Annotated in this window: 22 protein-coding genes; 16 read left to right on the plus strand and 6 right to left on the minus strand. The window is 73.0% G+C overall.

What is annotated here, in order from left to right; translation table 11 throughout:
* Positions 1-15 precede the first annotated feature (15 nt).
* The 10 genes from AC3ET3_RS09840 to AC3ET3_RS09885 all read left to right on the plus strand — a co-directional run bounded on the left by AC3ET3_RS09840 (position 16) and on the right by AC3ET3_RS09885 (position 10742).
* Positions 16-210: a hypothetical protein gene (locus AC3ET3_RS09840; protein WP_432134534.1), complete on the plus strand. Its 195-nt coding sequence runs from the start codon at positions 16-18 to the stop codon at positions 208-210.
* 263 nt (positions 211-473) lie between these two features.
* Entirely contained in the window at positions 474-764 is a 291-nt protein-coding gene (tatA, locus tag AC3ET3_RS09845; RefSeq protein ID WP_432134533.1) for a Sec-independent protein translocase subunit TatA, read from the plus strand.
* A 47-nt stretch (positions 765-811) separates the two neighbouring features.
* On the plus strand, positions 812-1759 hold the full coding sequence (gene tatC / locus AC3ET3_RS09850; RefSeq protein ID WP_432134532.1) for a twin-arginine translocase subunit TatC: 948 nt from the start codon (positions 812-814) through the stop codon (positions 1757-1759).
* A 31-nt stretch (positions 1760-1790) separates the two neighbouring features.
* Positions 1791-2681 (plus strand): diacylglycerol kinase, encoded by an 891-nt coding sequence (locus AC3ET3_RS09855; RefSeq protein ID WP_432155691.1) that lies wholly within the window; start codon positions 1791-1793, stop codon positions 2679-2681.
* Between the two features lie 144 nt (positions 2682-2825).
* Positions 2826-5678, plus strand: coding sequence for a DEAD/DEAH box helicase (locus tag AC3ET3_RS09860; RefSeq protein WP_432134530.1), 2853 nt, complete (start codon positions 2826-2828; stop codon positions 5676-5678).
* A 298-nt stretch (positions 5679-5976) separates the two neighbouring features.
* Positions 5977-7626, plus strand: a complete 1650-nt coding sequence (locus tag AC3ET3_RS09865; RefSeq protein WP_432134529.1) for an ATP-binding protein — start codon at positions 5977-5979, stop codon at positions 7624-7626.
* Entirely contained in the window at positions 7623-8030 is a 408-nt protein-coding gene (locus tag AC3ET3_RS09870; RefSeq protein WP_432134528.1) for a roadblock/LC7 domain-containing protein, read from the plus strand. Before AC3ET3_RS09865 ends, AC3ET3_RS09870 begins: the two co-directional genes overlap by 4 nt.
* Positions 8027-8467: a DUF742 domain-containing protein gene (locus AC3ET3_RS09875; protein ID WP_432134527.1), complete on the plus strand. Its 441-nt coding sequence runs from the start codon at positions 8027-8029 to the stop codon at positions 8465-8467. Before AC3ET3_RS09870 ends, AC3ET3_RS09875 begins: the two co-directional genes overlap by 4 nt.
* Positions 8448-9068 carry a GTP-binding protein gene (locus tag AC3ET3_RS09880; RefSeq protein ID WP_432134526.1) on the plus strand — a complete coding sequence of 207 codons (621 nt, stop codon included), beginning with the start codon at positions 8448-8450 and terminating at the stop codon, positions 9066-9068. Before AC3ET3_RS09875 ends, AC3ET3_RS09880 begins: the two co-directional genes overlap by 20 nt.
* Before the next feature lie 69 nt (positions 9069-9137).
* A complete protein-coding gene (locus tag AC3ET3_RS09885) occupies positions 9138-10742 on the plus strand; it encodes a cytochrome P450 (RefSeq protein ID WP_435611982.1) in 1605 nt (534 codons plus the stop codon).
* A 62-nt stretch (positions 10743-10804) separates the two neighbouring features.
* Here the strand turns inward: AC3ET3_RS09885 and AC3ET3_RS09890 are convergent, their stop codons facing one another.
* Positions 10805-11782, minus strand: coding sequence for a pseudouridine synthase (locus tag AC3ET3_RS09890; RefSeq protein WP_432134524.1), 978 nt, complete (start codon positions 11780-11782; stop codon positions 10805-10807).
* A gap of 87 nt (positions 11783-11869) precedes the next feature.
* Here AC3ET3_RS09890 and AC3ET3_RS09895 point away from each other — a divergent pair, with 87 nt between their 5' ends.
* The gene (locus AC3ET3_RS09895; protein WP_432134523.1) at positions 11870-12145 is read left to right on the plus strand and encodes a GNAT family N-acetyltransferase; all 276 of its coding nucleotides are present in this window, start codon (positions 11870-11872) and stop codon (positions 12143-12145) included.
* Entirely contained in the window at positions 12139-12468 is a 330-nt protein-coding gene (locus AC3ET3_RS09900; RefSeq protein ID WP_435611983.1) for a GNAT family N-acetyltransferase, read from the plus strand. The genes AC3ET3_RS09895 and AC3ET3_RS09900 overlap by 7 nt, the downstream gene beginning before the upstream one ends.
* On the opposite strand, the gene AC3ET3_RS09905 is transcribed toward AC3ET3_RS09900, so the two are convergent.
* Both AC3ET3_RS09905 and AC3ET3_RS09910 read right to left on the minus strand, forming a co-directional pair.
* Positions 12363-13211: a siderophore-interacting protein gene (locus AC3ET3_RS09905; RefSeq protein ID WP_432134522.1), complete on the minus strand. Its 849-nt coding sequence runs from the start codon at positions 13209-13211 to the stop codon at positions 12363-12365. The two genes, AC3ET3_RS09900 and AC3ET3_RS09905, sit on opposite strands and share 106 nt — an antisense overlap.
* 97 nt (positions 13212-13308) lie before the next feature.
* Positions 13309-14229, minus strand: coding sequence for a 5'-3' exonuclease (locus tag AC3ET3_RS09910; protein WP_432134521.1), 921 nt, complete (start codon positions 14227-14229; stop codon positions 13309-13311).
* Positions 14230-14647: 418 nt separating this feature from the next.
* On the opposite strand from AC3ET3_RS09910, the gene AC3ET3_RS09915 reads away from it, so the two are divergent.
* From AC3ET3_RS09915 to AC3ET3_RS09925, 3 genes are all read left to right on the plus strand, one after another.
* A complete protein-coding gene (locus tag AC3ET3_RS09915) occupies positions 14648-15214 on the plus strand; it encodes a helix-turn-helix domain-containing protein (protein WP_432134520.1) in 567 nt (188 codons plus the stop codon).
* Positions 15215-15276: 62 nt separating this feature from the next.
* On the plus strand, positions 15277-16008 hold the full coding sequence (locus AC3ET3_RS09920) for a helical backbone metal receptor (RefSeq protein ID WP_432134632.1): 732 nt from the start codon (positions 15277-15279) through the stop codon (positions 16006-16008).
* Positions 16009-16079: 71 nt separating this feature from the next.
* Positions 16080-17012, plus strand: a complete 933-nt coding sequence (locus tag AC3ET3_RS09925; protein WP_432134519.1) for a LysR family transcriptional regulator — start codon at positions 16080-16082, stop codon at positions 17010-17012.
* 576 nt (positions 17013-17588) lie between these two features.
* Here the strand turns inward: AC3ET3_RS09925 and AC3ET3_RS09930 are convergent.
* From AC3ET3_RS09930 to AC3ET3_RS09940, 3 genes are all read right to left on the minus strand, one after another.
* On the minus strand, positions 17589-18272 hold the full coding sequence (locus AC3ET3_RS09930; RefSeq protein ID WP_435611984.1) for a gamma-glutamyl-gamma-aminobutyrate hydrolase family protein: 684 nt from the start codon (positions 18270-18272) through the stop codon (positions 17589-17591).
* Positions 18273-18306: 34 nt separating this feature from the next.
* Complete coding sequence (gene eat, locus AC3ET3_RS09935) at positions 18307-19752, minus strand: ethanolamine permease (RefSeq protein WP_435611985.1); 1446 nt, start codon at positions 19750-19752, stop codon at positions 18307-18309.
* Positions 19753-19875: 123 nt separating this feature from the next.
* Entirely contained in the window at positions 19876-20622 is a 747-nt protein-coding gene (locus tag AC3ET3_RS09940; RefSeq protein ID WP_432134516.1) for a FadR/GntR family transcriptional regulator, read from the minus strand.
* Between the two features lie 85 nt (positions 20623-20707).
* Here AC3ET3_RS09940 and AC3ET3_RS09945 point away from each other — a divergent pair, with 85 nt between their 5' ends.
* Positions 20708-22072: a glutamine synthetase family protein gene (locus AC3ET3_RS09945; protein ID WP_432134515.1), complete on the plus strand. Its 1365-nt coding sequence runs from the start codon at positions 20708-20710 to the stop codon at positions 22070-22072.
* Positions 22073-22077 lie beyond the last annotated feature (5 nt).

Genomic DNA, 22077 nt, shown 5'->3' on the forward strand with positions numbered 1-22077 from the left:
TCTAGGCTCGACGTCATGTTCTGGGCGATGTTCGCGGTAGCCATGGGTTTTGTGGGACTCGCCGTCCTCGGGGTGCTCGCCGTGCGGGTGTTCCTGGAGGCGCGGCGGCTGGCCCTCCAGGTCACGGAGTCCGCCCGGCGCATCAACCGGGCGGCGGACGATCTGGAGCGGGCGGCGGTGAGCACGGCGCGCGCGGCGGACTCGCTCTGAGCCGCGCGGTAAGAGAGCCCTGTGAGTCCTGTCCGGAAAGCGATTTGGGTGACTTTCGCCCTCCCGGGCGGGTGCGCGCGACAGGTACGCTGCTGATCGCGGCCCGGAGAACGAGGCCCGGGCCGCTGACGGGAGTACGCACGGGGATTGCCTCACGTTCACCCCGGAGCGTTACGATCGCTGACAACACGATCGTTCGGACGCATGTCCGACCGCTCGGACAGCGCCCCCACCCAGCCGCCTCGGTGAGAAGGTAAAGACTTATGTTCGGAAAGCTCGGTGCTCCCGAGATCATTCTCATCCTCGTCGTCATCATCTTGCTGTTCGGCGCGAAGAAGCTTCCGGACATGGCCCGCTCCCTCGGCAAGTCCGCGCGCATCCTGAAGAGCGAGGCCAAGGCGATGAAGGACGAGGGCGGCAACTCCTCCTCCGCCCCGGCCGGCCCCCCGAACCCCGGCGAGGACACCCCCGCGCAGCGCACCATCCAGGCCGCCCCCGGCGACGTGACCAGCTCCCGGCCGGTCACCGAGCCGACGGACACCACCAAGCGCTGACGCAGGGCCGGTGACCTCCGGCCCGCCGCACGAGATGGGAACGTGGGTTGCTGAAGCCTGCCCGCAACAAGGAGAAGGATCCCGAGGGGCGGATGCCCCTCGCGGAACACCTCCGTGAGCTCCGCAACCGGCTCGCGAAGGCGCTGCTGGCCATCGTCCTGGTCACGATCGTCGCGGCCTTCTTCTACAAGGACATCATCAATTTCCTCACCCAGCCGATCCTGGACTCGGTCGGCTGTGCGAAGAGCTTCGAGGAGCTCGCGAAGAGTTCGGGCGAGGACCAGTGCGCCCGGATCACCATCAACGGCCTTCTCACGCCGTTCACGCTGGCCCTCCAGGTGTCGCTGATGGCCGGCGTCGTGTTCGCCTCCCCGGTCTGGCTCTACCAGCTGTGGGCGTTCGTCGCCCCCGGTCTGCACAAGCACGAGAAGAAGTACGCCCACGCGTTCGTCGGCACCGGTGTGCCGCTCTTCCTCGGCGGCGCCTACTTCGCCTACCGCGTCCTGCCGACCACCGCGAGCGTGCTGATCGAGTTCACCCCCGCGGGCGTCGACAACCTGCTGCCGCTCGACGACCTGCTCCAGCTCGTGACGCGCATGGTCGTCGTCTTCGGCCTCTCCTTCGAGCTGCCCCTGCTGCTGGTCATGCTCAACCTCACCGGCGTCATCACCGGCAAGCGGATGCTCGGCTGGTGGCGCGCGATGATCATCGGCATCACCGTCTTCGCCGCCGTCGCCACGCCCAGCACCGACCCGATCTCGATGCTGGCGCTCGCCGGCCCGATCTGGGTGCTGTACTTCGGCGCGGTCGCCTTCTCGCTGCTGAACGACCGGCGCCGGCGCCGCCGCGACGCCCTGGGACCCGCCGACGACGAGGCCTCCGAGCTGGACCTGACCCCCGAGGACATCGGCGAGGTCGAGGCGGTCACCACCAGCCGCTCCCTGCCCGAGCAGTCGAGCACGGACCGGGTCAACGGTTATGACGACGTGACCTGAGGGACGTCGGGGAACTCTTAGGGTCACTCCCGTGACCAGCGAGATCACCCTCTTCGTCAACCCCACCGCGGGCCGCGGCCGGGGCGCCGACGCGGCGCGGCCGGCCGCTTGCGCTCTCCGGGACGCCGGCCACCGCGTGCGCACGGTGGTCGGCGTGGACGCCCCCGACGCCCTGGCCCGCGCGCGGGACGCCGTCGCCGACGGCACCGGCGCCCTGGTCGCCGTCGGCGGCGACGGACTGGTCAACCTCGCCCTGCAGGCCGTGGCCGGCACCCGCACCCCGCTCGGAGTGGTCGCCGTGGGCACCGGCAACGACTTCGCCCGCGCCCTCGGTCTCCCGGTGCGCGACCCGGCCGCCGCCGGCCGGGCGGTCGCCGACGCGCTCAAGGGCTCCCGCGTCCGGGACATCGACCTCGGCCGGGTCGGCGACCGCTGGTTCGGCACCGTCCTGGCCTCCGGCTTCGACTCCCGCGTCAACGACCGGGGCAACCGCATGCGTCGGCCCGCCGGGCGGACCAAGTACGACCTGGCGATGCTCGCCGAGCTGGCCGCGTTCCGGCCCTTCGCGTACCGCATCCGGCTGGACGGCGGCGAGGTGCGCGAGATCGAGGCCACACTGGTAGCGATCGGCAACGGCTCCTCGTACGGCGGAGGTATGCGCATCTGCCCCGGCGCCGATCCCACCGACGGGCTGTTCGACGTCACCGTGGTCGGAGACTGCTCGCGCGCGACACTGCTGCGCGTCTTCCCGCGCGTCTACCGCGGCACCCACGTCGAACACCCCAAGGTCACCGTGTACCGGGCCGCGCAGGTGGAGATCGAGGCGCCCGGCATCACGGGGTACGCCGACGGGGAGCCGCTGGGCGCGCTTCCGCTGACCGCCCGCTGCGTGCCCGGCGCTGCTCGGGTCATCGGTCCGTGAGGTGCGGGGCCCGCACTCGGCCGGGCGGGTCCCGCACCGTGCACCGCGGCTCCGGGACGCAGGTGCCCCCGGTTCTCCGAGCCCTGGCTGCCGCACGTCGCTGAGCTGCGTGGATCCCGGGTTCGTACGGGATGGATCGGGATAATGATCGTCCTGTTGTCAGTGCGGCCCGGTACGCTCGAAAGCACGATGACACAGGACCTCTCACCGGCCGAGCGGTACGCGGCTGCGCGCAGGCGCGCTGCCGAGCAGGCCACCGCGCTCGCGTCGTTCCGCGAGATGTACGACTTCGGCCTCGACCCCTTCCAGATCGAGGCGTGCCAGGCGCTCGAGGCGGGCAAGGGCGTCCTGGTGGCCGCGCCCACCGGCTCGGGCAAGACGATCGTGGGCGAGTTCGCCGTCCACCTCGCCCTGCTGCAGGGCAAGAAGTGCTTCTACACCACGCCGATCAAGGCGCTGTCCAACCAGAAGTACGCCGACCTGTGCCGCCGTTACGGAGCGGCGAAGGTCGGCCTGCTCACCGGTGACAACAGCGTCAACTCCGACGCCCCGGTGGTCGTGATGACCACCGAGGTGCTGCGCAACATGCTCTACGCCGGTTCGCAGACCCTGATCGGGCTGGGGTACGTGGTCATGGACGAGGTCCACTACCTCTCCGACCGGTTCCGCGGCGCCGTGTGGGAGGAGGTGATCATCCACCTCCCCGAGTCGGTCACCCTCGTCTCCCTGTCGGCGACCGTGTCCAACGCCGAGGAGTTCGGCGACTGGCTGGACACCGTGCGCGGTGACACGGAGGTGATCGTCTCCGAGCACCGCCCGGTCCCGTTGTTCCAGCACGTCCTGGCCGGGCGGCGGATGTACGACCTGTTCGAGGAGGGGGAGGGCCACCGACGGGCGGTCAACCCCGACCTGGCCCGGCTGGCCCGCATGGAGGCCAGCCGCCCCTCGTACCAGGACCGCAGACGCGGCCGGTCCATGCGCGAGGCCGACCGCGAGCGCGAGCGCCGGCAGCGTTCGCGGGCGTGGACGCCGGGCCGCCCCGAGGTCATCGAGCGGCTCGACTCCGAGGGTCTGCTGCCCGCCATCACCTTCATCTTCAGCCGCGCCGCCTGCGAGGCCGCCGTCCAGCAGTGTCTGTACGCCGGACTGCGGCTCAACGACGAGGAGGCCCGGGAGCGGGTCCGCGCGCTCGTCGAGGAGCGCACCGCCGCCATCCCCGCCGAGGACCTGCACGTCCTCGGGTACTACGAGTGGCTGGAGGGCCTGGAGCGCGGTATCGCCGCCCATCACGCGGGCATGCTGCCGACGTTCAAGGAGGTCGTCGAGGAGCTGTTCGTCCGCGGCCTGGTCAAGGCCGTGTTCGCCACGGAGACACTGGCGCTGGGCATCAACATGCCCGCCCGCTCGGTGGTCCTGGAGAAGCTCGTCAAGTGGAACGGCGAGCAGCACGCCGACATCACCCCGGGCGAGTACACCCAGCTGACGGGCCGGGCCGGCCGCCGGGGCATCGACGTGGAGGGCCATGCGGTGGTGCTGTGGCAGCGCGGCATGAACCCCGACCACCTGGCCGGTCTCGCCGGCACGCGCACGTACCCGCTGCGGTCCAGCTTCAAGCCGTCGTACAACATGGCGGTCAATCTGGTCGAGCAGTTCGGGCGGCACCGCTCGCGCGAGCTGCTGGAGACCTCCTTCGCCCAGTTCCAGGCCGACCGCTCGGTGGTCGGGATCTCCCGGCAGGTGCAGCGCAACGAGGAGGGGCTGGAGGGCTACAAGGAGTCCATGACCTGCCACCTCGGCGACTTCGAGGAGTACGCGCGGCTGCGGCGCGAGCTGAAGGACCGGGAGACCGAGCTGGCCCGGCAGGGCGCGGCGCAGCGCCGGGCGGAGGCCGCGGTCGCCCTGGAGCGGCTCAAGCCGGGCGATGTCATCCATGTGCCGACCGGCAAGTACGCGGGGCTGGCGCTGGTCCTGGACCCGGGCCTGCCCGCCGGGCGGGTCAACGGCCACCGCGGCTTCGAGCACCATGACGGGCCGCGCCCGCTGGTGCTCACCGCCGAGCGTCAGGTCAAGCGGCTGGCGTCGATCGACTTCCCGGTCCCCGTGGAGCCGCTGGAGCGGATGCGGATCCCCAAGTCCTTCAACCCGCGCTCGCCGCAGTCCCGCCGCGACCTCGCCTCCGCGCTGCGCACCAAGGCCGGGCACATCGCGCCCGAGCGGCACCGCAAGCGGCGTGCCGAGGCGGCCGACGACCGGGAGATCGCCCGGCTGCGCAAGGCACTGCGGGCCCACCCCTGCCACGGGTGCAACGACCGCGAGGACCACGCCCGGTGGGCCGAACGCTACTACCGGCTGCTGCGGGACACCTCCCAGCTGGAGCGCCGTATCGAAGGCCGGACGAACACCATCGCGCGGACCTTCGACCGGATCGTGGCGCTGCTGACCGAACTGGACTACCTGCGCGGCGACGAGGTCACCGAGCACGGCAAGCGGCTCGCCCGGCTCTACGGCGAGCTGGACCTGCTGGCCAGCGAGTGCCTGCGGGCCGGAGTCTGGGAGGACCTCGCCCCTGCCGAACTGGCCGCGTGCGTCTCGGCGTTGGTCTTCGAGGCGCGGGCCGCGGACGACGCGCTCGCCCCGAAGCTGCCGTCCGGCAAGGCGAAGGCGGCGCTCGGCGAGATGGTGCGGATCTGGGGCCGGCTGGACGCTCTGGAGGAGGACTTCCGCATCAGCCAGACCGAGGGCGTCGGCCAGCGCGAACCCGATCTGGGCTTCGCCTGGGCGGCGTACATGTGGGCCTCCGGCAAGGGGCTGGACGAGGTGCTGCGCGAGGCGGAGATGCCGGCGGGTGACTTCGTCCGGTGGTGCAAGCAGGTCATCGACGTCCTCGGGCAGATCCAGGCCGCGGCGCCCGCCGAGGGCTCCACCGTGCCCAGGGCCGCGCGCAAGGCCGTCGACGGGCTGCTGCGCGGCGTGGTGGCGTACTCGTCGGTGGGCTGAGGCACAGGAGCACGATCAGGGGCGCGGGACTCTTCCCGCGCCCCTTTCGTACGCCCGTACGTCATCACTCTCTGTCTTCGAACGAGATCGCTGCGTGCAAATGCTTCCGAGGGTACTGCAGGCGCGAGGTGGCTTTCAGGCGGTTGCTGAATATGACACAGCGATGATCCGGTCGGACTAAGCTCGCCCGCAGCGCACCGAGTTGAGGTTATTCGTGCGTTTGTTCCCCGTAGTCCATCCAATGTCCTGAGTGTTCCCCCATACAGAAGATGCGAACCGAACCCGACAGAGGGCCCACATGGTGAGTGTTCAGTCCCCACGCGGTCGCCGTGAACTTCCCTACGCGCGCGTGCTGTTGCCGCCGGCGATACTGATGGCCGCGGCGACCGGGGCGGCCACCGCCCTGGTGCCGGTGGCCACCCGGCTCGCCGTAGGTGTCTGCGGCGCCGTGGCCACCGCCGTGGTGCTGGCCACGGTGACCGGAGCGGTGCGCCGAGGACGCCGGATGCGCCGGCAGTGCGCCGAGAAGGAGCAGCGTCTCGCCCAGCTGGAGGGCCGCCTCGCCGGCTACACCGCCCGCAACCGGCGCATCGCGGACGTCTACGTGCCCGCGTGTGTCCCCCCGCTGCGCAACGGGGCGTCCCCCGAGGACGTGATCCGGGAGATCGCGCGGACCGACGCCCAGTTCCGTGAACTCGACGACTCCCAGGTCGCCATGTTGCGCGCCCTGATGAAGGTCATCGACCACGAGCAGGACCTGCGTGACTCCTCCCAGCGCTCCTTCGTCAGCGTGGCGCGCCGTATCCAGGCCATCGTCCACCAGCAGAACAAGGAGCTGCGGGAGATGGAGGAGGACCACGGGCGCAACCCCGAGGTCTTCGACGACCTCTTGCGCATCGACCACGGCACCGCCCTGATCGGCCGTCTCGCCGACTCCATCGGCGTCCTCGGCGGCGGCCGGCCCAGCCGCCAGTGGCCCGCGCCGGTGCCGCTGTACAGCGTGCTGCGCGGCGCCATGTCGCGCATCCTGGAGTACCGCCGGATCAACCTGGACTCCATCGCCAAGGTCAACATCCGCGGCATCTCCGTCGAGCCGGTGATCCACGCCTGCGCCGAACTCCTCGACAACGCCACCCGCTACTCGCCGCCGGCCAGCAAGGTCCACGTCAACGCCGTCGAGGTGCAGACCGGCGTCGCCATCGAGATCGAGGACGCCGGCGTCAGCCTCAGCGAGGAGACCCGCGCCAAGGTCGAGGGCATGATCGAGGACGCCATGCAGGGCGTCGACATGCAGGACATCAACGACACCCCGCGCCTCGGCCTCGCCGTCGTCGGCCGGCTGTGCACGGCGTTCAACATGCAGGTCGCGCTGCGCCAGTCCGCCTACGGCGGCGTGCGCGCCGTCCTGGTCGTCCCGACCGAGATGCTCACCGCCGGTCCCACCTCGATCTACGCCCACGGCATCGGGGCGGCCTCGCTGCCCACCCAGACGCTGCCGCCCGACACCGACATCCCGCAGCGCAAGCCCAAGAAGCGCCGGCCCACCAACCCGAGGATCCCCCTCGACGTGAACATGGACGACGACGTCCCCGTGGTCACCGAGTGGACCCCGGAGGGGCTGCCGCAGCGACGCAGCAAGGCCACCGTCTCGATCGCCGACCGCTACCGGGAGGCGTACGCCGCCCAGGAGCGCGCCAAGCGCGGCGAGGAGGACATGTGGGACGAGGCCGCCAAGCGGCAGGAGCAGCGTGCCGAGCCGGAGCCCCGGCCGGAGCAGGAGGAGCGGGCGCCCGGACTGTGGGTCGAGGCCTTCTGGGAGGGCCTGAAGAAGGACAACCCCGCCGAGGACCCGACCGACTTCACCCGCAATCCCACCAAGTACCTGCACCTGATCGAAGACAAGGACAAGGCCCGCACCGAGGCCGACGACGAGGGGGACCTCACGTGATCCAGCAGCGCGCCAACTTCGACTGGCTGCTCAGGGAGCTCTACGACGGAGTCCCGGGCATCGAGATGATCGTGGTGCTGTCGGCCGACGGACTGCGCATCGCCCGCTACGCCGGTGACCCGGACGCCGCCGACCGGGTCGCCGCGGCCTGTGCCGGACTGCAGAGCCTCGCACAGGCGGTCGCCCAGGAGATCCCCACCACCGACGGCGACATGAAGCTCGTCGTCATCGAGATGAACGGCGGCTACTTCTACCTCATGGCGGCCGGCGCCAACGCCTACCTCGCCGTCCTCGCCGACGTGCGCTGCGAGCCCGGCCACATGAGCGCCATGATGCGGGACCTCGTCGTCCGCATCGGCTCACACCTGACCAGTCCGCCGCGCCACACCGGGCAGACCGTATGACGCCTCCGCAACGCCGACGGCGAGTCCCCGCCAAGCAGGCACCAGCCCCCCTACTACCGCCTGCGCCCCCGCCGCCGCCCCCCACCGAGGAGAGCCGACCGCCGGAGGAGGGTGACGGCAAGAACCCCGAGCGCCTTTTCGTCATTTCGGGTGAAGGGGAGCGCGTTCCCGTCGACCTCGTCACGCTGATCGTGGCCCGCGCCGACCTGCCCTCCTCCGCGACCCCGGAACAGACGGCGGTGCTGCGGCTGTGCGCCGCCCCCTTGTCCGTGGCCGAGATCTCGGCCTACCTCAGCCTGCCGTTCAGCGTGGTGACCGTGCTGCTCACCGACATGCTGGCGGCCGGGCTGGTCCAGGCGCGTGCGCCGATCGTGCGGCAGCAGCTCCCCGACCGGTCCCTTCTCGAAGCGGTGATGCATGGACTTCAAAGGCTCTGACACGCTCCCCGGCCCACGGGTCGAGGACCACCTGCCGCACACCACCGAGGCCGCGGCGAAGATCGTCATCGTGGGCGGCTTCGGCGTCGGCAAGACGACCATGGTCGGCTCGGTCAGCGAGATCAAGCCGCTGACCACCGAGGAGACCATGACCCAGGCGGGCCTCGGCGTCGACGACAACTACGGTTCGGACACCAAGACCGCCACCACCGTGGCCATGGACTTCGGGCGCATCCGCATCACGGACAAGATCGTGCTCTACCTGTTCGGCACCCCCGGACAGGAGCGCTTCTGGTTCCTGTGGAACGGCCTGTTCGAGGGGGCGCTCGGCGCGGTCGTCCTCGTCGACACCAGGCGCCTGGAGGTCAGCTTCGAGGTCATGGGCCGGCTGGAGGAGCGCGGGGTGCCCTTCGTGGTCGCCGTCAACTCCTTCCCCGACGGCCCGAAGTACGCGCTGGACACCCTGCGCACGGCGCTCGACCTGCCCCCCGAGATCCCGATCGTGGAGTGCGACGCCCGCCGCCGCGCCTCCAGCCGCGACGTCCTCCTGACGCTGATGCGGTTCCTGTCCAAGCTGACCCTCAGCGGCAGCCTCACCTGAACGTCGACCGCCCGCACGGCCGTTCACCCGCCCGCCCCCGGACCCACCATCGTTTCGAAAGCGACCCCCGTGACGTCTGAACACCACTCCACGACCGGTACGGAAGACCTCACCCTCGACCCGCCTCCCGGCTGTCCCGCCCACCGCGGCCCGGACGGACTGGCCCGGCTGTACGGGCCCGGCGCGGAGGACCTGGCCGAGCTGTACGAGCAACTCCGGGCGGAGCACGGGGCGGTGGCCCCCGCGCTGCTCCACGACGACGTGCCGATCTGGGTGGTCCTCGGCCACGCGGAGAACCTGCACATGGTCCGAACCGCCTCGCACTTCACCCGGGACAGCCGCATCTGGACCCCGCTGCTGGAGGGCCGGGTCAAGCCCGACCACCCGCTGATGCCGCACATCGCCTGGCAGCCGATCTGCTCCCACGCCGAGGGCGACGAGCACAAGCGCCTGCGCGGGGCGGTCAAGTCCGCCATGGCCACCATCGACCACCGCAGCGTGCGGCGGCACATCTACCGGTCCACGCACGAACTGGTCAACCGCTTCTGCGGGCAGGGCCGCGCCGATCTGGTCGGCCAGTTCGCCGAGCACCTGCCGATGGCCGTGATGTGCGAGGTCCTCGGCATGCCCGAGGAGTACAGCGACCGCATGGTGCACGCGGCCCGGGACGCCCTCAAGGGCACCGAGACCGCCATCGCCAGCCATGGGTACGTCATGGACGCGCTGGACCGGCTGACCATCCGCCGCCGCGCCCAGCCCGCCGACGACTTCACCAGCCACCTCATCACCCACCCGGCCGGGCTGACCGACGACGAGGTCCGCGAACACCTGCGGCTCGTCCTCTTCGCCGCCTACGAGGCCACGGTCAACCTGCTGGCCAACGTGTTGCGCCGGGTCATCGTCGACCCGCGTTTCTACGCCCGGCTCAACGGCGGTCAGATGACGGTGCCGGAGGCGGTCGAACAGTCCCTGTGGGACGAGCCGCCGTTCAGTACGATCCTCGCCTACTTCGCCAAGCAGGAGACGGAGCTGGGGGGCCGGCGCATCCGCAAGGGCGACGGACTGCTGTTCGCGCCGGCGCCGGGCAACGTGGACCCGCGGATCCGGCCCGACCTCTCCGCCAGCATGCAGGGCAACCGCTCACACCTCGCCTTCGGCGGCGGACCGCACGAGTGTCCCGGCCAGGACGTCGGCCGGGCCATCGCCGACGTGGGCGTCGACGCGCTGCTGACCCGGTTGCCGGACGCCCAGCTCGCCTGCCGCGAGGAGGACCTGCGCTGGACCGCGTCCATCGCCTCCCGCCACCTCGTGGCCCTGCCGGTGCGCTTCGACCCCAAGCCGCCGAAGGAGTCCCTGGACACCATGGGCCTGGACGTGGTGCCGCCGCAGCGCCCCGAGGTGTTCCTCCGGCTGGAGCAGCCGGCTCCCACCAGCGAGTCCGGTCCCACCAGCGAGCCCGGTCCCGCGGGCGGGTCCGTCACCGTGGGCACGCCTTATGCCGCCGGCGGACCCGTGGCCGCGGGCGGACCGGTCGCCGCGGGCGGAACGGAGTCGGCCCCGGCCGCAGGGGAGCCGCGGCCGAGCGAGCCGACGGCGACGGGGGCATCGGCGTCGGCGGCGGCCCGCCGCCCGAGCGCCTGGCAGCGCTTCCTGTCGTGGTGGCGGGGATACTGACGCGCTCACCGGCCTGCTACGGGGCGGTCGGATCGGGCGGTCGGGTACGGGGCGGACCGGGGCTACGACAGCTGCGGCCCGTCCGGCCGTTCCTCCGCCGCCCATGTCGGGTACGCCGTCCAGGCCGCCAACTCCCGCTCGCTGCGCAGCCGGTGCCGTACCCCGGTGACGGGGTCGGTGAACTCCAGCTCCCGGGCGAGGAGCTGGAGGGGGCGGCTGAAGTCTCCCGGCCGGGCCGGCGCGGCGACCGCCGGATAGAGGGGGTCCCCGAGGATGGGGAGGCCCAGGGCGGTCATATGGACGCGGAGCTGGTGGGTCTGGCCGGTCTCGGGCGTCAGCCGGTAGCGGGCGAGCCCGTCCGGCCGGTGCTCCAGCAGCTCGACGCGGCTGACCGCGTTGGGCTCGCCCGGCACCTCCCGCGCGGTGAGCACGCCGCGCTCCTTCACGATCCGGCTGCGCACCGTGCGCGGCAGGGCCGTCCCGGGACGGTAGGGGGCGACGGCCTCGTAGGTCTTGCGGACCCGCCGGTCCTGGAACAGCGCCTGGTACGCGCCCCGTTCCTCGGGCCGCACCGTGAACAGCACCAGCCCGGCCGTGAGCCGGTCCAGCCGGTGGGCGGCGCCCAGCGCGGGGATGCCGAGCTCGCGGCGGAGCCGGGCGAGCACGGTCTCTGTGACGTGGCTGCCGCGCGGGGTGGTGGCCAGGAAGTGGGGCTTGTCGGCGACGACCAGGTGGGCGTCGCGGTACACGACCCGCACCGGGAAGGGCACCGGAACCTCGGCGGGCAGCTCCCGGTGGAACCACACGTAGAGCCCGGGGACGTACGCGGCGTCCGCAGCGACCGGCCGCCCGTCGGCGCCGACGATCCCGCCCGCCGCGAACATCCCGTCCACGATGCCGTCGCCCGCCCCGGACAGGCGCTCCACCAGGTGTTCCCGCACGGTGGCCCACGGGCCCGCCGCCGGCAGCCGCACCCGCACCGGGTCGACCCCGTCGCGCTGGGGGAGCGGGGCGGGCGGGGGCGGCGTACGGCGTCTCATCGTGGACCCAGGGTACGGCGCCGGAGAACCGGTGGGGCCGTCCGCCGCCCGGTGGCGGCCCCCGGCGGGCGGCGGACGCGCCCCGCGGTGCACGCCGCGTTCCAGGACCCGCTGACGCGTCGGTGGCACGCGCGGGCCGCCGGCTCCGCGGCGGAGGCCGCCGACCGGATCGGCGACGGGCGGGCCGAGTGGGCGCGGGAGCGGACCGCGCGGTGGGCCGTCGTCGACGCGGACACCGGTCTGCTCCTCGGCCGGGCCGCGCTGTGCGGCCTCCTGCTCGGCAGCGGATTCGCCGAGGGCGCCCACTGGACGGTGGCCGGGCCCGCGGCCGGGGCGTCGCCGTACGGCCCACCACCGTGCTGACCCGTTGGGCGCTGGAGGAGATCGGTTTCCACCGCCTGGAACAGACCCACGCCACGGCGAACGTGGCGTCCTGCCGGATGGCTGCCAAGACCGGCTTCCTGGTGGTGGGCACCAAGCGCGGTGCTCTCCTGCACGCCGACGGCCCGAACGACATGCGCCCGCACGCCCGGGGCGACGGCGACCGACCGGCCGACCGCGCCCCGTTCGGAGGAAGGGATCAGGAGGCCGCCGGCTCGGTGGTCTCCTGCTCCGCCTCGATGCGCGCGTTCCACTCCCGCTTCGACGCCTGCCAGCCGTCCTCGTTGTGGCCGAGCCGCCAGTAGCCCGAGATGGACAGGTCCTCGCGCGGGATGCCGCGCTCGACCCGCAGCAGATGGCGCAGCTCCTTCACGCAGTGGGCCTCACCGTGCACGAACGCGTGCACCCGGCCCTCGGGGAAGGGCAGCGCCCGCACGGCCTCGACGAGCGGTCGGCCGACCGGCCGGTCGCCGCGGTGCAGCCAGACGACCTCCGTGTCGGAGTCGATCTTCAGTTCCTCCTCCGGGCCGGAGACCTCAACGAAGGCGTGCGCCACCGCGCCGGCCGGCAGGGCCTCCAGCGCGGCCGCGATGGCCGGCAGGGCGCTCTCGTCACCGGCCAGCAGGTGCCAGTCGGCGTCCTGGTCGGGGGCGTAGGCGCCACCCGGGCCCATGAAGCGGACGGTGTCGCCCGGCCGGGCGCGCATCGCCCAGGGGCCGGCCAGGCCCTCGTCGCCGTGGATCACGAAGTCCAGGGCCAGCTCGCGGTGCTCGGGATCCCAGGACCGCACGGTGTAGGTGCGTGTCACCGGCCACTGCTCACGGGGGAACTCCGCCCGCACGCGCTCCAGGTCGAAGGGCTCCGGGTAGGTCACGCCCTCGGGAGCGAACAGCAGCTTCACGTAGTGGTCGGTGCAGGTGCCGGCCGAGAACCCGGCGAGTCCCTCGCCGCCGAGCACCACACGCTGCATGTGCGGAGTGAGCCGCTCGGTGCGCACGACCTGCGCGGAGTGCGGCTTCCGCGACGTGCGTGCGGGGCGTTCTGCCATGACGGCCTCCCAGTCGACCTGAAGCTTAGGCTTGCCTAAGCTAGCACTTCCCTGTTTGTGGCACACGAGAACATCGACGTGACGCCCCCGGGGCCGCTCAGGCGCCCAGCGTGGCGAGCAGTCGCCGCAGAGAGCCGCCCAGGCCCCAGCGGTTCCCCAGCTCCGCCACCGCCGCCGGGTCGCGCGGTGCACGCGGCAGCGCCGTGTCCACCGCCGGCAGCGGCACGTCGTCGGCGACCCGCACGACCTTCGGCGCGACCTCCACGTACGGCCGCGCCTCGGCGAGCCGCCTGCGCTGCGACGGGGTCAGCCTGGCCGCCGGGTCGTCGACGGCTGCCATGATCCCGTCCAGGTCGCCGAACTCGGCCAGCAGCTTGGCCGCCGTCTTCTCGCCGATCCCCGGCACCCCGGGCAGGCCGTCGCTCGGGTCGCCCCGCAGCAGCGCCAGATCCGCGTACCCGCGGCCGTCGACGCCATACTTCTCCCGCAGTACCGCCTCGTCGGTCAGCTGCAGCGTGCCGACACCCTTGAGCGGATACAGGACCCGCACCCCGCGCACGTCGTCCACCAGCTGGTACAGATCGCGGTCGCCGGTGACGATGTCCACCGGGCCCTCCGCCCGCGCCGTGAACGTGCCGATCACGTCGTCCGCCTCGTACCCCGCGACGCCCACCCGGGCGATGCCGAGCGCGTCGAGGACCGCCTCGATGACCGGAACCTGCGGCGACAGGGTGTCCGGCACCTCCTCCTCGTCCGGGCCCGTCTGGTGCTCCTCGGCGACCCGGTGCGCCTTGTAGGAGGGGATCAGCGCGACCCGCCACTCCGGGCGCCAGTCGGCGTCCATGCAGGCCACCAGTGCGTCGGGCCGGTGGTCGCGGACCAGTCGGTCAATGAACTCCAGCAGCCCGCGCACCGCGTTCACCGGAGTGCCGTCCGGTGCCCTCACGGAGTCGGGGACGCCGAAGTAGGCGCGGAAGTACAGGGAGGCGGTGTCGAGCAGCATCAGTCGTCCGGTCACGTGCGCATCATGCCGCACACCACCGACAGCGACCCGTGCCCGGCTTCGGCGGTGCGGCCCGCTTCGGAGCGTGCGCCCCGGCGCGCGAGCGGGGGACCCGCGCACGGGCGGGATCCGGCCAACCACGCAGAGCCAAGCCGTCACCCGAACCGGGGAGCCGCCCGGCCCCCGGACCGCCCCGCCCGGCCCTGGCCGGAACACCGGTGGCCGTCGGAGCATTGAACCCTAGGAGCGGCCCGTGCGAACCTGCCCGGACCCGGCCGCTCCGCCAGGCTGATCGACTGGCGTGAACCGTCCACTCGAAGGCCGCCCGCCGTGTCCTCGATGTGACGGGCACATGAAACGGTTTGCCGAACATGCGTAGGGTGCAGAGAACTCATCAGAAAGGGACCGACGAGCGAAGGAGGGAGCCGGAGCGATGGGCGACCACAAAGAACAGCCCCTGCGGGTGGGCGCGGCCGTGCGCCGCCGCCGTCGGGCCCTCGAACTCACCCTCGCCGTCGTGGCCGAGCGCAGCGGCCTGTCGGTCCCGTTCCTGAGCCAGATCGAGAACGACCGGGCACGGCCCAGCCAGAGCTCCCTGGAGAAGGTCGCCGACGCGCTGCGCACCACGGCCGTCGAGCTGCTCGCCGCCGCCGACCCGGCGTGCAGCGTGGACGTGGTGTCGGCCGAGGCCCCCGAGCCGGGGCCCGACCCGCACTCCCGGGCGCTGGTGCGCGGACACCACCAGATGCAGGCGACCGAGTTCACCGGCGACCATGACGCGGGCCGCGAACTGCGCTACCGCAACGACCAGTTGATGTATGTCGCCGACGGCGCCGTCGAGATCGAGGCCGAGGGCCGGGTGTACCGGCTCGGCCGCGGCGACACCCTGTACCTGACCGGCGGGGTGCGGCACCGCTGGCGGGCCACGGGGCCGGACACCCGGCTGGTCGTCGTGGCGGTGGCGGAGCACATCGAGGCGGTGCGGGACCGCAAGCGGTGAACGGTCCGCAGCCCGTGCAGCCCCGGCCCTCCCGCGCCGCACACGACGCCCCGCGCACCCCCGTGCCGCCGCGCGTCGTCTCTCTCGTGCCGTCCCTCACCGAGGCCGTGGCCGCGAGTGTCCCCGGCGCGCTCGTCGGCGCCACGGACTGGTGCAGCCACCCGGCGGGCCTCGACGTCCCCCGGGTGGGTGGCACCAAGAACCCCGATCTCGACCGGGTCGCCGCCCTCTGGCCCGATCTGGTCATCGCCAACGAGGAGGAGAACCGCGCGCCGGACCTGGCCGCCCTGCGCGCGGCCGGACTGGAGGTGCTGGTCACCGAGGTGCGGGACGTGCCCCAGGCGTTCCGGGAACTGGACCGGGTGGTCTCGGCGTGCGGTGCGCGCCGTCGGCCGCGCTGGCTGGACGAGGCCGAGGACGCCTGGACCAAGCCGTCCGTGCCGGGCCCCGGCCACCGCCGCACCGCCGTCGTGCCGGTCTGGCGCCGCCCCTGGATGGTGCTGGGCCGCGACACGTTCGCGGGCGATGTGCTCGCGCGCCTGGGTGTGGACCACTGCTACGCCCGTCACGAGGAGCGGTACCCGCGGGTCTCGGCGGAGGAGCTGAGCGCCCGACGGCCCGACCTGGTGGTGCTGCCCGACGAGCCTTACCGGTTCGCCGCCGACGACGGCCCCGAGGCGTTCCCGGGGCTGCCCTGCGCGCTGGTCAGCGGACGGCACCTGACGTGGTACGGGCCGTCGCTGGCCGAGGCTCCCGCGGTGCTCGGTGCCGCCCTGCGAGCGGCTCGGTGCTGAGCGGCGCGCGCACCGGCGCCCGTGCCGTCGCGACCGGGGAGTATGCCGCCAACCGGGCATAAACTGACCTTATGAGCGGTGGGGAGACAGCAGGCGAGGGGCGTCCGGCCGGTGGTTCGCTGGCCCATCGGGTACCGGATCTGGGCGCCCTGGAACTGCTGCTGACGGTGGCCCGGCTGGGCAGTCTCGGAGCGGCCGCCCGGGAGCTGGGGATCACCCAGCCGGCGGCGAGCAGCCGGATCCGCTCCATGGAGCGCCAGCTGGGTGTGGCGCTCGTGGACCGGTCGCCGCGCGGGTCGCGGCTGACCGACGCGGGCGCGCTGGTGACGGACTGGGCGCGGCGGATCGTCGAGGCGGCGGAGGCGTTCGACGTGGGCGCGCAGGCGCTGCGGGACCGGCGGGACTCCCGGCTGCGGGTCGCGGCGAGCATGACGATCGCGGAGTACCTGCTGCCGGGGTGGCTGCTCGCGCTGCGGGCCCAGCGGCCCGACACGGCGGTGTCGCTGCTGGCCGGGAACTCGGCGGCGGTGGCGGAGCGACTGCTCGCCGGGGAGGCCGATCTGGGGTTCGTGGAGGGGCTGACGGTGCCCTCCGGGCTGGACTCGGCGGTGATCGGTCACGACCGTCTGATCGTCGTCGCCGCGCCCGGACACCCGTGGACGCGGCGGCGGCGCCCGCTGGCCGCCGAGGAACTGGCGGCCACCCCGCTGATCCTGCGGGAGAAGGGCTCCGGGACCCGGCAGGTCCTGGACATGGCGCTCGGCGGGCTGGCCCGGCCGCTGATCGAGCTGTCCTCCACGACGGCGGTGAAGGCGGCGGCGGTCAGCGGCGCGGGCCCGGCGGTCCTCAGCGAACTCGCCGTCGGCGAGGAGCTGGGCATGCGCCGCCTGGTCAGCGTCCCGCTCGACGACGTCTCCCTGGCCCGCGCCCTGCGCGCCGTCTGGCCCACCGGCCACCGCCCGGCGGGCCCGGCCCGGGAACTGCTGAGCCTGACCCGCGGCTGACCCGGCGGCGGGCGAGGCGGCCCGCCGGTCGCATCGGTGCTCGGCCCCGCGGCTGCCCCGCCGATGTCCCCCGCCGACCCGAGGGCCGTCGGGGCGACCGCAGCTCGCTGCCGGTCGGTGGCCCGGTCAGCCGTCCCGCGCCGCTGCCGCCCCGCTGCCGCTCTCGGCCGGTCCATCAGCCGGCGGCCTCCGGCGGCCGCCCCCGGGCTCTGTGGGCGGCAAGCCCCGCCCCGGTCCGTGGCCGGGATGAGCGACCGGACTGCCTGCCGCCCGTGGTCCCGGCCGCTGTGCCGGTCCGGGGTCGCTGCCACCTGTGCCGGTCCGCGGCTGGTGGGGTGGCCGGGGCTCGCTGCGACGTGTGCCGGTGGCGGCTGGCGGGGTGGCCGGGGCTTGTTGCCACCTGTGCCGGTCTGCGGCGGGTGGGCGGCCCGGGCTCGTGGTCACCCGTGGTGCCGGACTCAGGTTCGCCGCCGCCCGCGTGGTGGTCCGTGGCGTCGGCAGCGGCCTCGGCGCCCTGCCCGTCTCGGTCCGCACGCAGGTCCCCGGCCGCAGGGCGCCGCCCCGGCCGGTCGGGGCTCAGCGGGTCGCCGCGGCCACCAGGGCCCGCATCACCCGCAAGTCCCGGCCCATCTCCGGATGCCACTGGACGCCGAGCACCCAGCCGGGTGGAGGCAGTTCCACCGCCTCCACCGTGCCGTCCTCGGCGTACGCCGAGACGACCAGTCCCGCCCCCAGCCGGTCCACCGCCTGGTGGTGGTAGGTCGGTACGGAGGTCTCCTCGGGGGCGATACCGGCGTAGCGGGTGCCCGGCACCGGCTTGACCGGGTGCCGGCCGAAGGCCCCCGGGGCCTCGGCGTGCCCGTCGACGTGCTGCGTGAGGGTGCCGCCGAGGGCGACGTTCAGCAGCTGCATCCCCCGGCAGACGCCCAGCAGCGGCACCCGGGCGGCCAGCGCCGCCTCGATCAGCGCCAGCTCCCACGTGTCACGGGCCCGCGCCGGCGGTCCGGTGCGCGGGTCGCGCTCGGCGCCGTAGCGCACCGGGTCCACGTCCGGGCCGCCGGCGATCACCACCGCGTCCAGCCGGGCCACCGCCGCCGCCGCGTGCTCCGGCGCGTCCGGCGGCAGCATCGCCGCGAGGCCGCCCGCCCGTTGCACGAGCCGGGGGTAGCCGGCCGGCAGCAGTGCCGCCTCCAGCTCCCACACGCCCCAGCGCGCGCCCGCCTCCAGGTAGGTGCTGACGCCGATCAGCGGTCTGTTCACTGCTGCTCCCTCACGGTCGGCGGTCCCGGCGGTCTCAGTCCCGTGCCAACTCTGCCTCGGCCGCCGCCAGTGCGGCGAACTCCTCCTCCGGCGCCTTCGCCACCAGCCGCTTGCGGCTGTAGAGACCGAAGTAGGCGACGGCGACCCCGTACACCGACAGGGCGATCACCGCCGCCGTCACGTCCACCAGGAACGTCGCCACCAGCGCCGCGCACGCCAGGACCAGCGCCACCGAGGAGGTCAGCACCCCGCCCGGCGTGCGGTACGGCCGCGCCAGCCCCGGCTCGCGGCGGCGCAGCACGATGTGGGAGAGCGACATCAGGGCGTAGGAGATGGTGGCGCCGAAGACCGCGACGTTCAGCATGCGCGCCCCGTCGCCGGTGACCGCGGCCAGCAGGAAGCCGATCGTGCCCGGTACCAGCAGACCCAGGTAGGGGGCCTTGCGGCGGCTGGTCAGGGAGAGGAAGCGGGGCAGGTAGCCCGCGCGGGACAGCGCGAACAGCTGGCGCGAGCCGGCGTAGATCAGCGAGAAGAAGGACGCCACCAGTCCGGCCAGCCCCGCGTAGTTGACGATCCGGCTCAGCGCGGTGGCCTCGCCGTTCGGCTGGAGGGCCTCGACCAGCGGGTTCCCCGCCTCCTGGATCGCCGCCGAGCCGCGCGCCCCGGCCGCCGCGAAGAAGGTCACCACGGCCAGCACCACCAGGACGCCCATCGACCAGCGGATCGCCTTGGGCAGGGTGCGGGCCGGGTTCCGCGTCTCCTCGGCGGCCAGCGGCACCCCCTCCACGCCCAGGAAGAACCACATGCCGAACGGGAACGCCGCCCAGATGCCGAGCACGCCGAACGGCAGCCAGGAACCGGCGCCCGCGGCCGACGTGTCCACCGGGATGTCGTCCAGGGCGGCGAAGCTGAAGTCCGGCAGCGCCGCCGCCGCGAACACCACCAGGGCCACGACCGCGATGCCGGTGACGACGAAGCTGAACCGCAGCGCCTCGCCCACGCCCCACAGGTGGATGCCGAGGAAGACCGCGAAGCAGACCAGGTACACCGGCCAGCCGGACTCCAGCCCGAACAGGCCCAGCGACTCGACGTAGTCCCCGATGAAGATGACGATGGCGGCCGGTGCCAGAACGTACTCGATGAGGATCGCCGTGCCGGTCAGGAAGCCGCCCCAGGGGCCGAGCGCACGGCGGGCGAAGCCGTATCCGCCGCCTGCCGTGGGCAGGATCGAGGACAGTTCGGCGAGGGCGAACACCATGCACGCGTACATGGTGCCCATCAGCACCATGGCGACGGCCAGACCGCCGAAGCCGCCCTCCGCCAGGCCGAAGTTCCAGCCCGAGTAGTCGCCGGAGACGACGTAGGCGACGCCGAGGCCGGTCAGCAGCACCCAGCCGGCGCTGCCCCGGCGCAGCGATCTGCGCTCCAGATAGTCGTCCGGCTCAGGGGCGGTGGGCGTTCGGGTGGAATCCATGGACATGGGCACGACTCCCCACGGGGCGGCGGACAGAGCTCAATGGAATGGAGCCATACCTTTGCGGGGTCCGTCCCGGGAAAGCAATACCCCTGCGTTAAGCGTCCGTAAATCCGCGCGCGCCCGGGTTCACCCGAGGAACCCCCTCAGCAGCGCCGCCGTGCCCTCGCAGTGCTCGCGCGTGATCTCCCGGGCCTGCTCGGCGTTGCCCTCGATCACGGCCTCGACCAGCGCGGCGTGCTGGCGCTGCGAGTGCTCCAGGTTGCGCACCAGCAGCGGGATGCAGTCCAGCAGGTCGTTCACCGTCGCCCGGACGGCCGCGTACTGGGCGGTGAGCGTGGCCGAGCCGGACAGCTCGGCCAGGGTGAGGTGGAACAGGGTGTCGCGGCGGCGGTACTCGGCCAGCGGGGCGTCGTGGGTGCGGGCCAGCGCCTCGCGCAGCCGGTCCGCCCCCTCCCCGGCCAGGCCGTGCGTGGCGCACAGCCCGGCCGCGCCCACCTCCAGCACCTCGCGGAAGCGCAGGGTGTCCTCCACGTCCACGTCCCGCAGGCGGCGGCGCAGCTCCTCCTCGCCGGGGGCGTCGGTGCGCGGCAGGACGAACGTCCCGCCGTAGCGTCCGCGCCGCGACTCCACCAGCCCCTGGTCCTGCAGCACCTTCAGCACCTCGCGCAGCGTCACCCGGCTGACCCCCAGCCGGTCGGCCAGCTCCCGCTCGGCCGGCAGCCGTCCGCCGTCCGGCACCAGGCCGAGCCGGAGCACCTGGAGGATCTGCTCCAGCGCCTCCTCGAAGCCGTTGCCGGCCCGCACCGGACGCAGCACCGACGTCAGCCGGTCCCCGCCCTGGAGCATCCCGTGCCCCGTGTCGGCCCGCGACATGTCGCCGACCCCCCTTCCCAATCAATGGTCCTGGGCAATACCTTATGGCTCCCGGCTGACCGACGAAGCCCGAGGAGGCTTACCCGTGGCAGACCGCACAGCCCCGCTGACCGTCGAGGAACTGCACACCCTCGTCGCCGGCGGTGAGATCGACACTGTCGTCCTCGCCTTCCCCGACATGCAAGGGCGGCTCCAGGGCAAGCGGTTCGCCGCCCGCTTCTTCCTCGACGAGGTCCTCCGGCACGGCACCGAGGGCTGCAACTACCTGCTCGCCGTCGACGCCGACATGAACACCGTCGACGGCTACCGGATGTCCTCATGGGAGCGCGGCTACGGCGACTTCGCCATGCACCCCGACACCGCCACCCTGCGCCGCCTGCCCTGGCACCCCGGCACCGCGCTGCTGATCGCCGACCTCGCCTGGGCCGACGGCACCCCGGTCGCCGCCGCGCCCCGCCAGATCCTGCGCCGCCAGCTGGAGCGCCTCGCCGCACTCGGCCTCACCGCACAGGTCGGCACCGAGCTGGAGTTCATCGTCTTCAAGGACACCTACGAGCAGGCCTGGGACGCCGGCTACCGGGGCCTGACCCCGGCCAACCAGTACAACATCGACTACTCCATCCTCGGCACCGGCCGCATCGAGCCCCTGCTGCGCCGCCTGCGCAACGACATGGCCGGCGCCGGCCTCACCGTGGAGTCCGCCAAGGGGGAGTGCAACCCCGGCCAGCACGAGATCGCGTTCCGCTACGACGAGGCCCTGGTCACCTGCGACCAGCACGCCATCTACAAGACCGGCGCCAAGGAGATCGCCGCCCAGGAGGGCGTCTCGCTGACCTTCATGGCCAAGTACAACGAGCGCGAGGGCAACTCCTGCCACATCCACCTCTCCCTGGCGGACGCCGACGGCACCAACGTGATGGCCGGGGACGGCCCCGACGGGATGTCGGACGTCATGCGGCACTTCCTCGCCGGCCAGCTCGCCGCCCTGCGCGACTTCGCGCTGCTCTACGCCCCGAACATCAACAGCTACAAGCGATTCCAGCCGGGCTCCTTCGCTCCCACCGCCGTGGCCTGGGGCCACGACAACCGCACCTGCGCGCTGCGCGTCGTCGGCCACGGCCGCTCCACCCGGTTCGAGAACCGGCTGCCCGGCGGCGACGTCAACCCGCACCTCGCCGTCGCGGGGCTGGTCGCGGCCGGCCTGTACGGCGTCGAGCGGAAGCTGGAGCTGCCGGACCCCTGCTCCGGCAACGCCTACACCGCCGAGTACGCCCACGTCCCGACCACCCTGCGCGAGGCGGCCGAACTCTGGGAGAACAGCCCCGTCGCCAGGGCCGCCTTCGGCGACGAGGTGGTCGACCACTACCGCAACATGGCCCGGGTCGAGCTCGACGCCTTCGACGCCGCGGTCACCGACTGGGAGCTGCGCCGCTCCTTCGAACGCATGTGAAAGGC

The sequence above is a fragment of the Streptomyces sp. bgisy159 genome, from assembly GCF_057707805.1.

Bases quoted from the DNA above. Each gene is read 5' to 3' on its own strand.
- AC3ET3_RS09840 (WP_432134534.1), top strand. From the start codon at position 16: ATGTTCTGGGCGATGTTCGCGGTAGCCATGGGTTTTGTGGGACTCGCC.
- tatA (WP_432134533.1), top strand. From the start codon at position 474: ATGTTCGGAAAGCTCGGTGCTCCCGAGATCATTCTCATCCTCGTCGTC.
- AC3ET3_RS09860 (WP_432134530.1), top strand. From the start codon at position 2,826: ATGATCGTCCTGTTGTCAGTGCGGCCCGGTACGCTCGAAAGCACGATG.
- AC3ET3_RS09865 (WP_432134529.1), top strand. From the start codon at position 5,977: ATGGTGAGTGTTCAGTCCCCACGCGGTCGCCGTGAACTTCCCTACGCG.
- AC3ET3_RS09875 (WP_432134527.1), top strand. From the start codon at position 8,027: ATGACGCCTCCGCAACGCCGACGGCGAGTCCCCGCCAAGCAGGCACCA.
- AC3ET3_RS09880 (WP_432134526.1), top strand. From the start codon at position 8,448: ATGGACTTCAAAGGCTCTGACACGCTCCCCGGCCCACGGGTCGAGGAC.
- AC3ET3_RS09890 (WP_432134524.1), bottom strand. From the start codon at position 11,782: ATGAGACGCCGTACGCCGCCCCCGCCCGCCCCGCTCCCCCAGCGCGAC.
- AC3ET3_RS09905 (WP_432134522.1), bottom strand. From the start codon at position 13,211: ATGGCAGAACGCCCCGCACGCACGTCGCGGAAGCCGCACTCCGCGCAG.
- AC3ET3_RS09915 (WP_432134520.1), top strand. From the start codon at position 14,648: ATGGGCGACCACAAAGAACAGCCCCTGCGGGTGGGCGCGGCCGTGCGC.
- AC3ET3_RS09925 (WP_432134519.1), top strand. From the start codon at position 16,080: ATGAGCGGTGGGGAGACAGCAGGCGAGGGGCGTCCGGCCGGTGGTTCG.
- eat (WP_435611985.1), bottom strand. From the start codon at position 19,752: ATGTCCATGGATTCCACCCGAACGCCCACCGCCCCTGAGCCGGACGAC.
- AC3ET3_RS09940 (WP_432134516.1), bottom strand. From the start codon at position 20,622: ATGTCGCGGGCCGACACGGGGCACGGGATGCTCCAGGGCGGGGACCGG.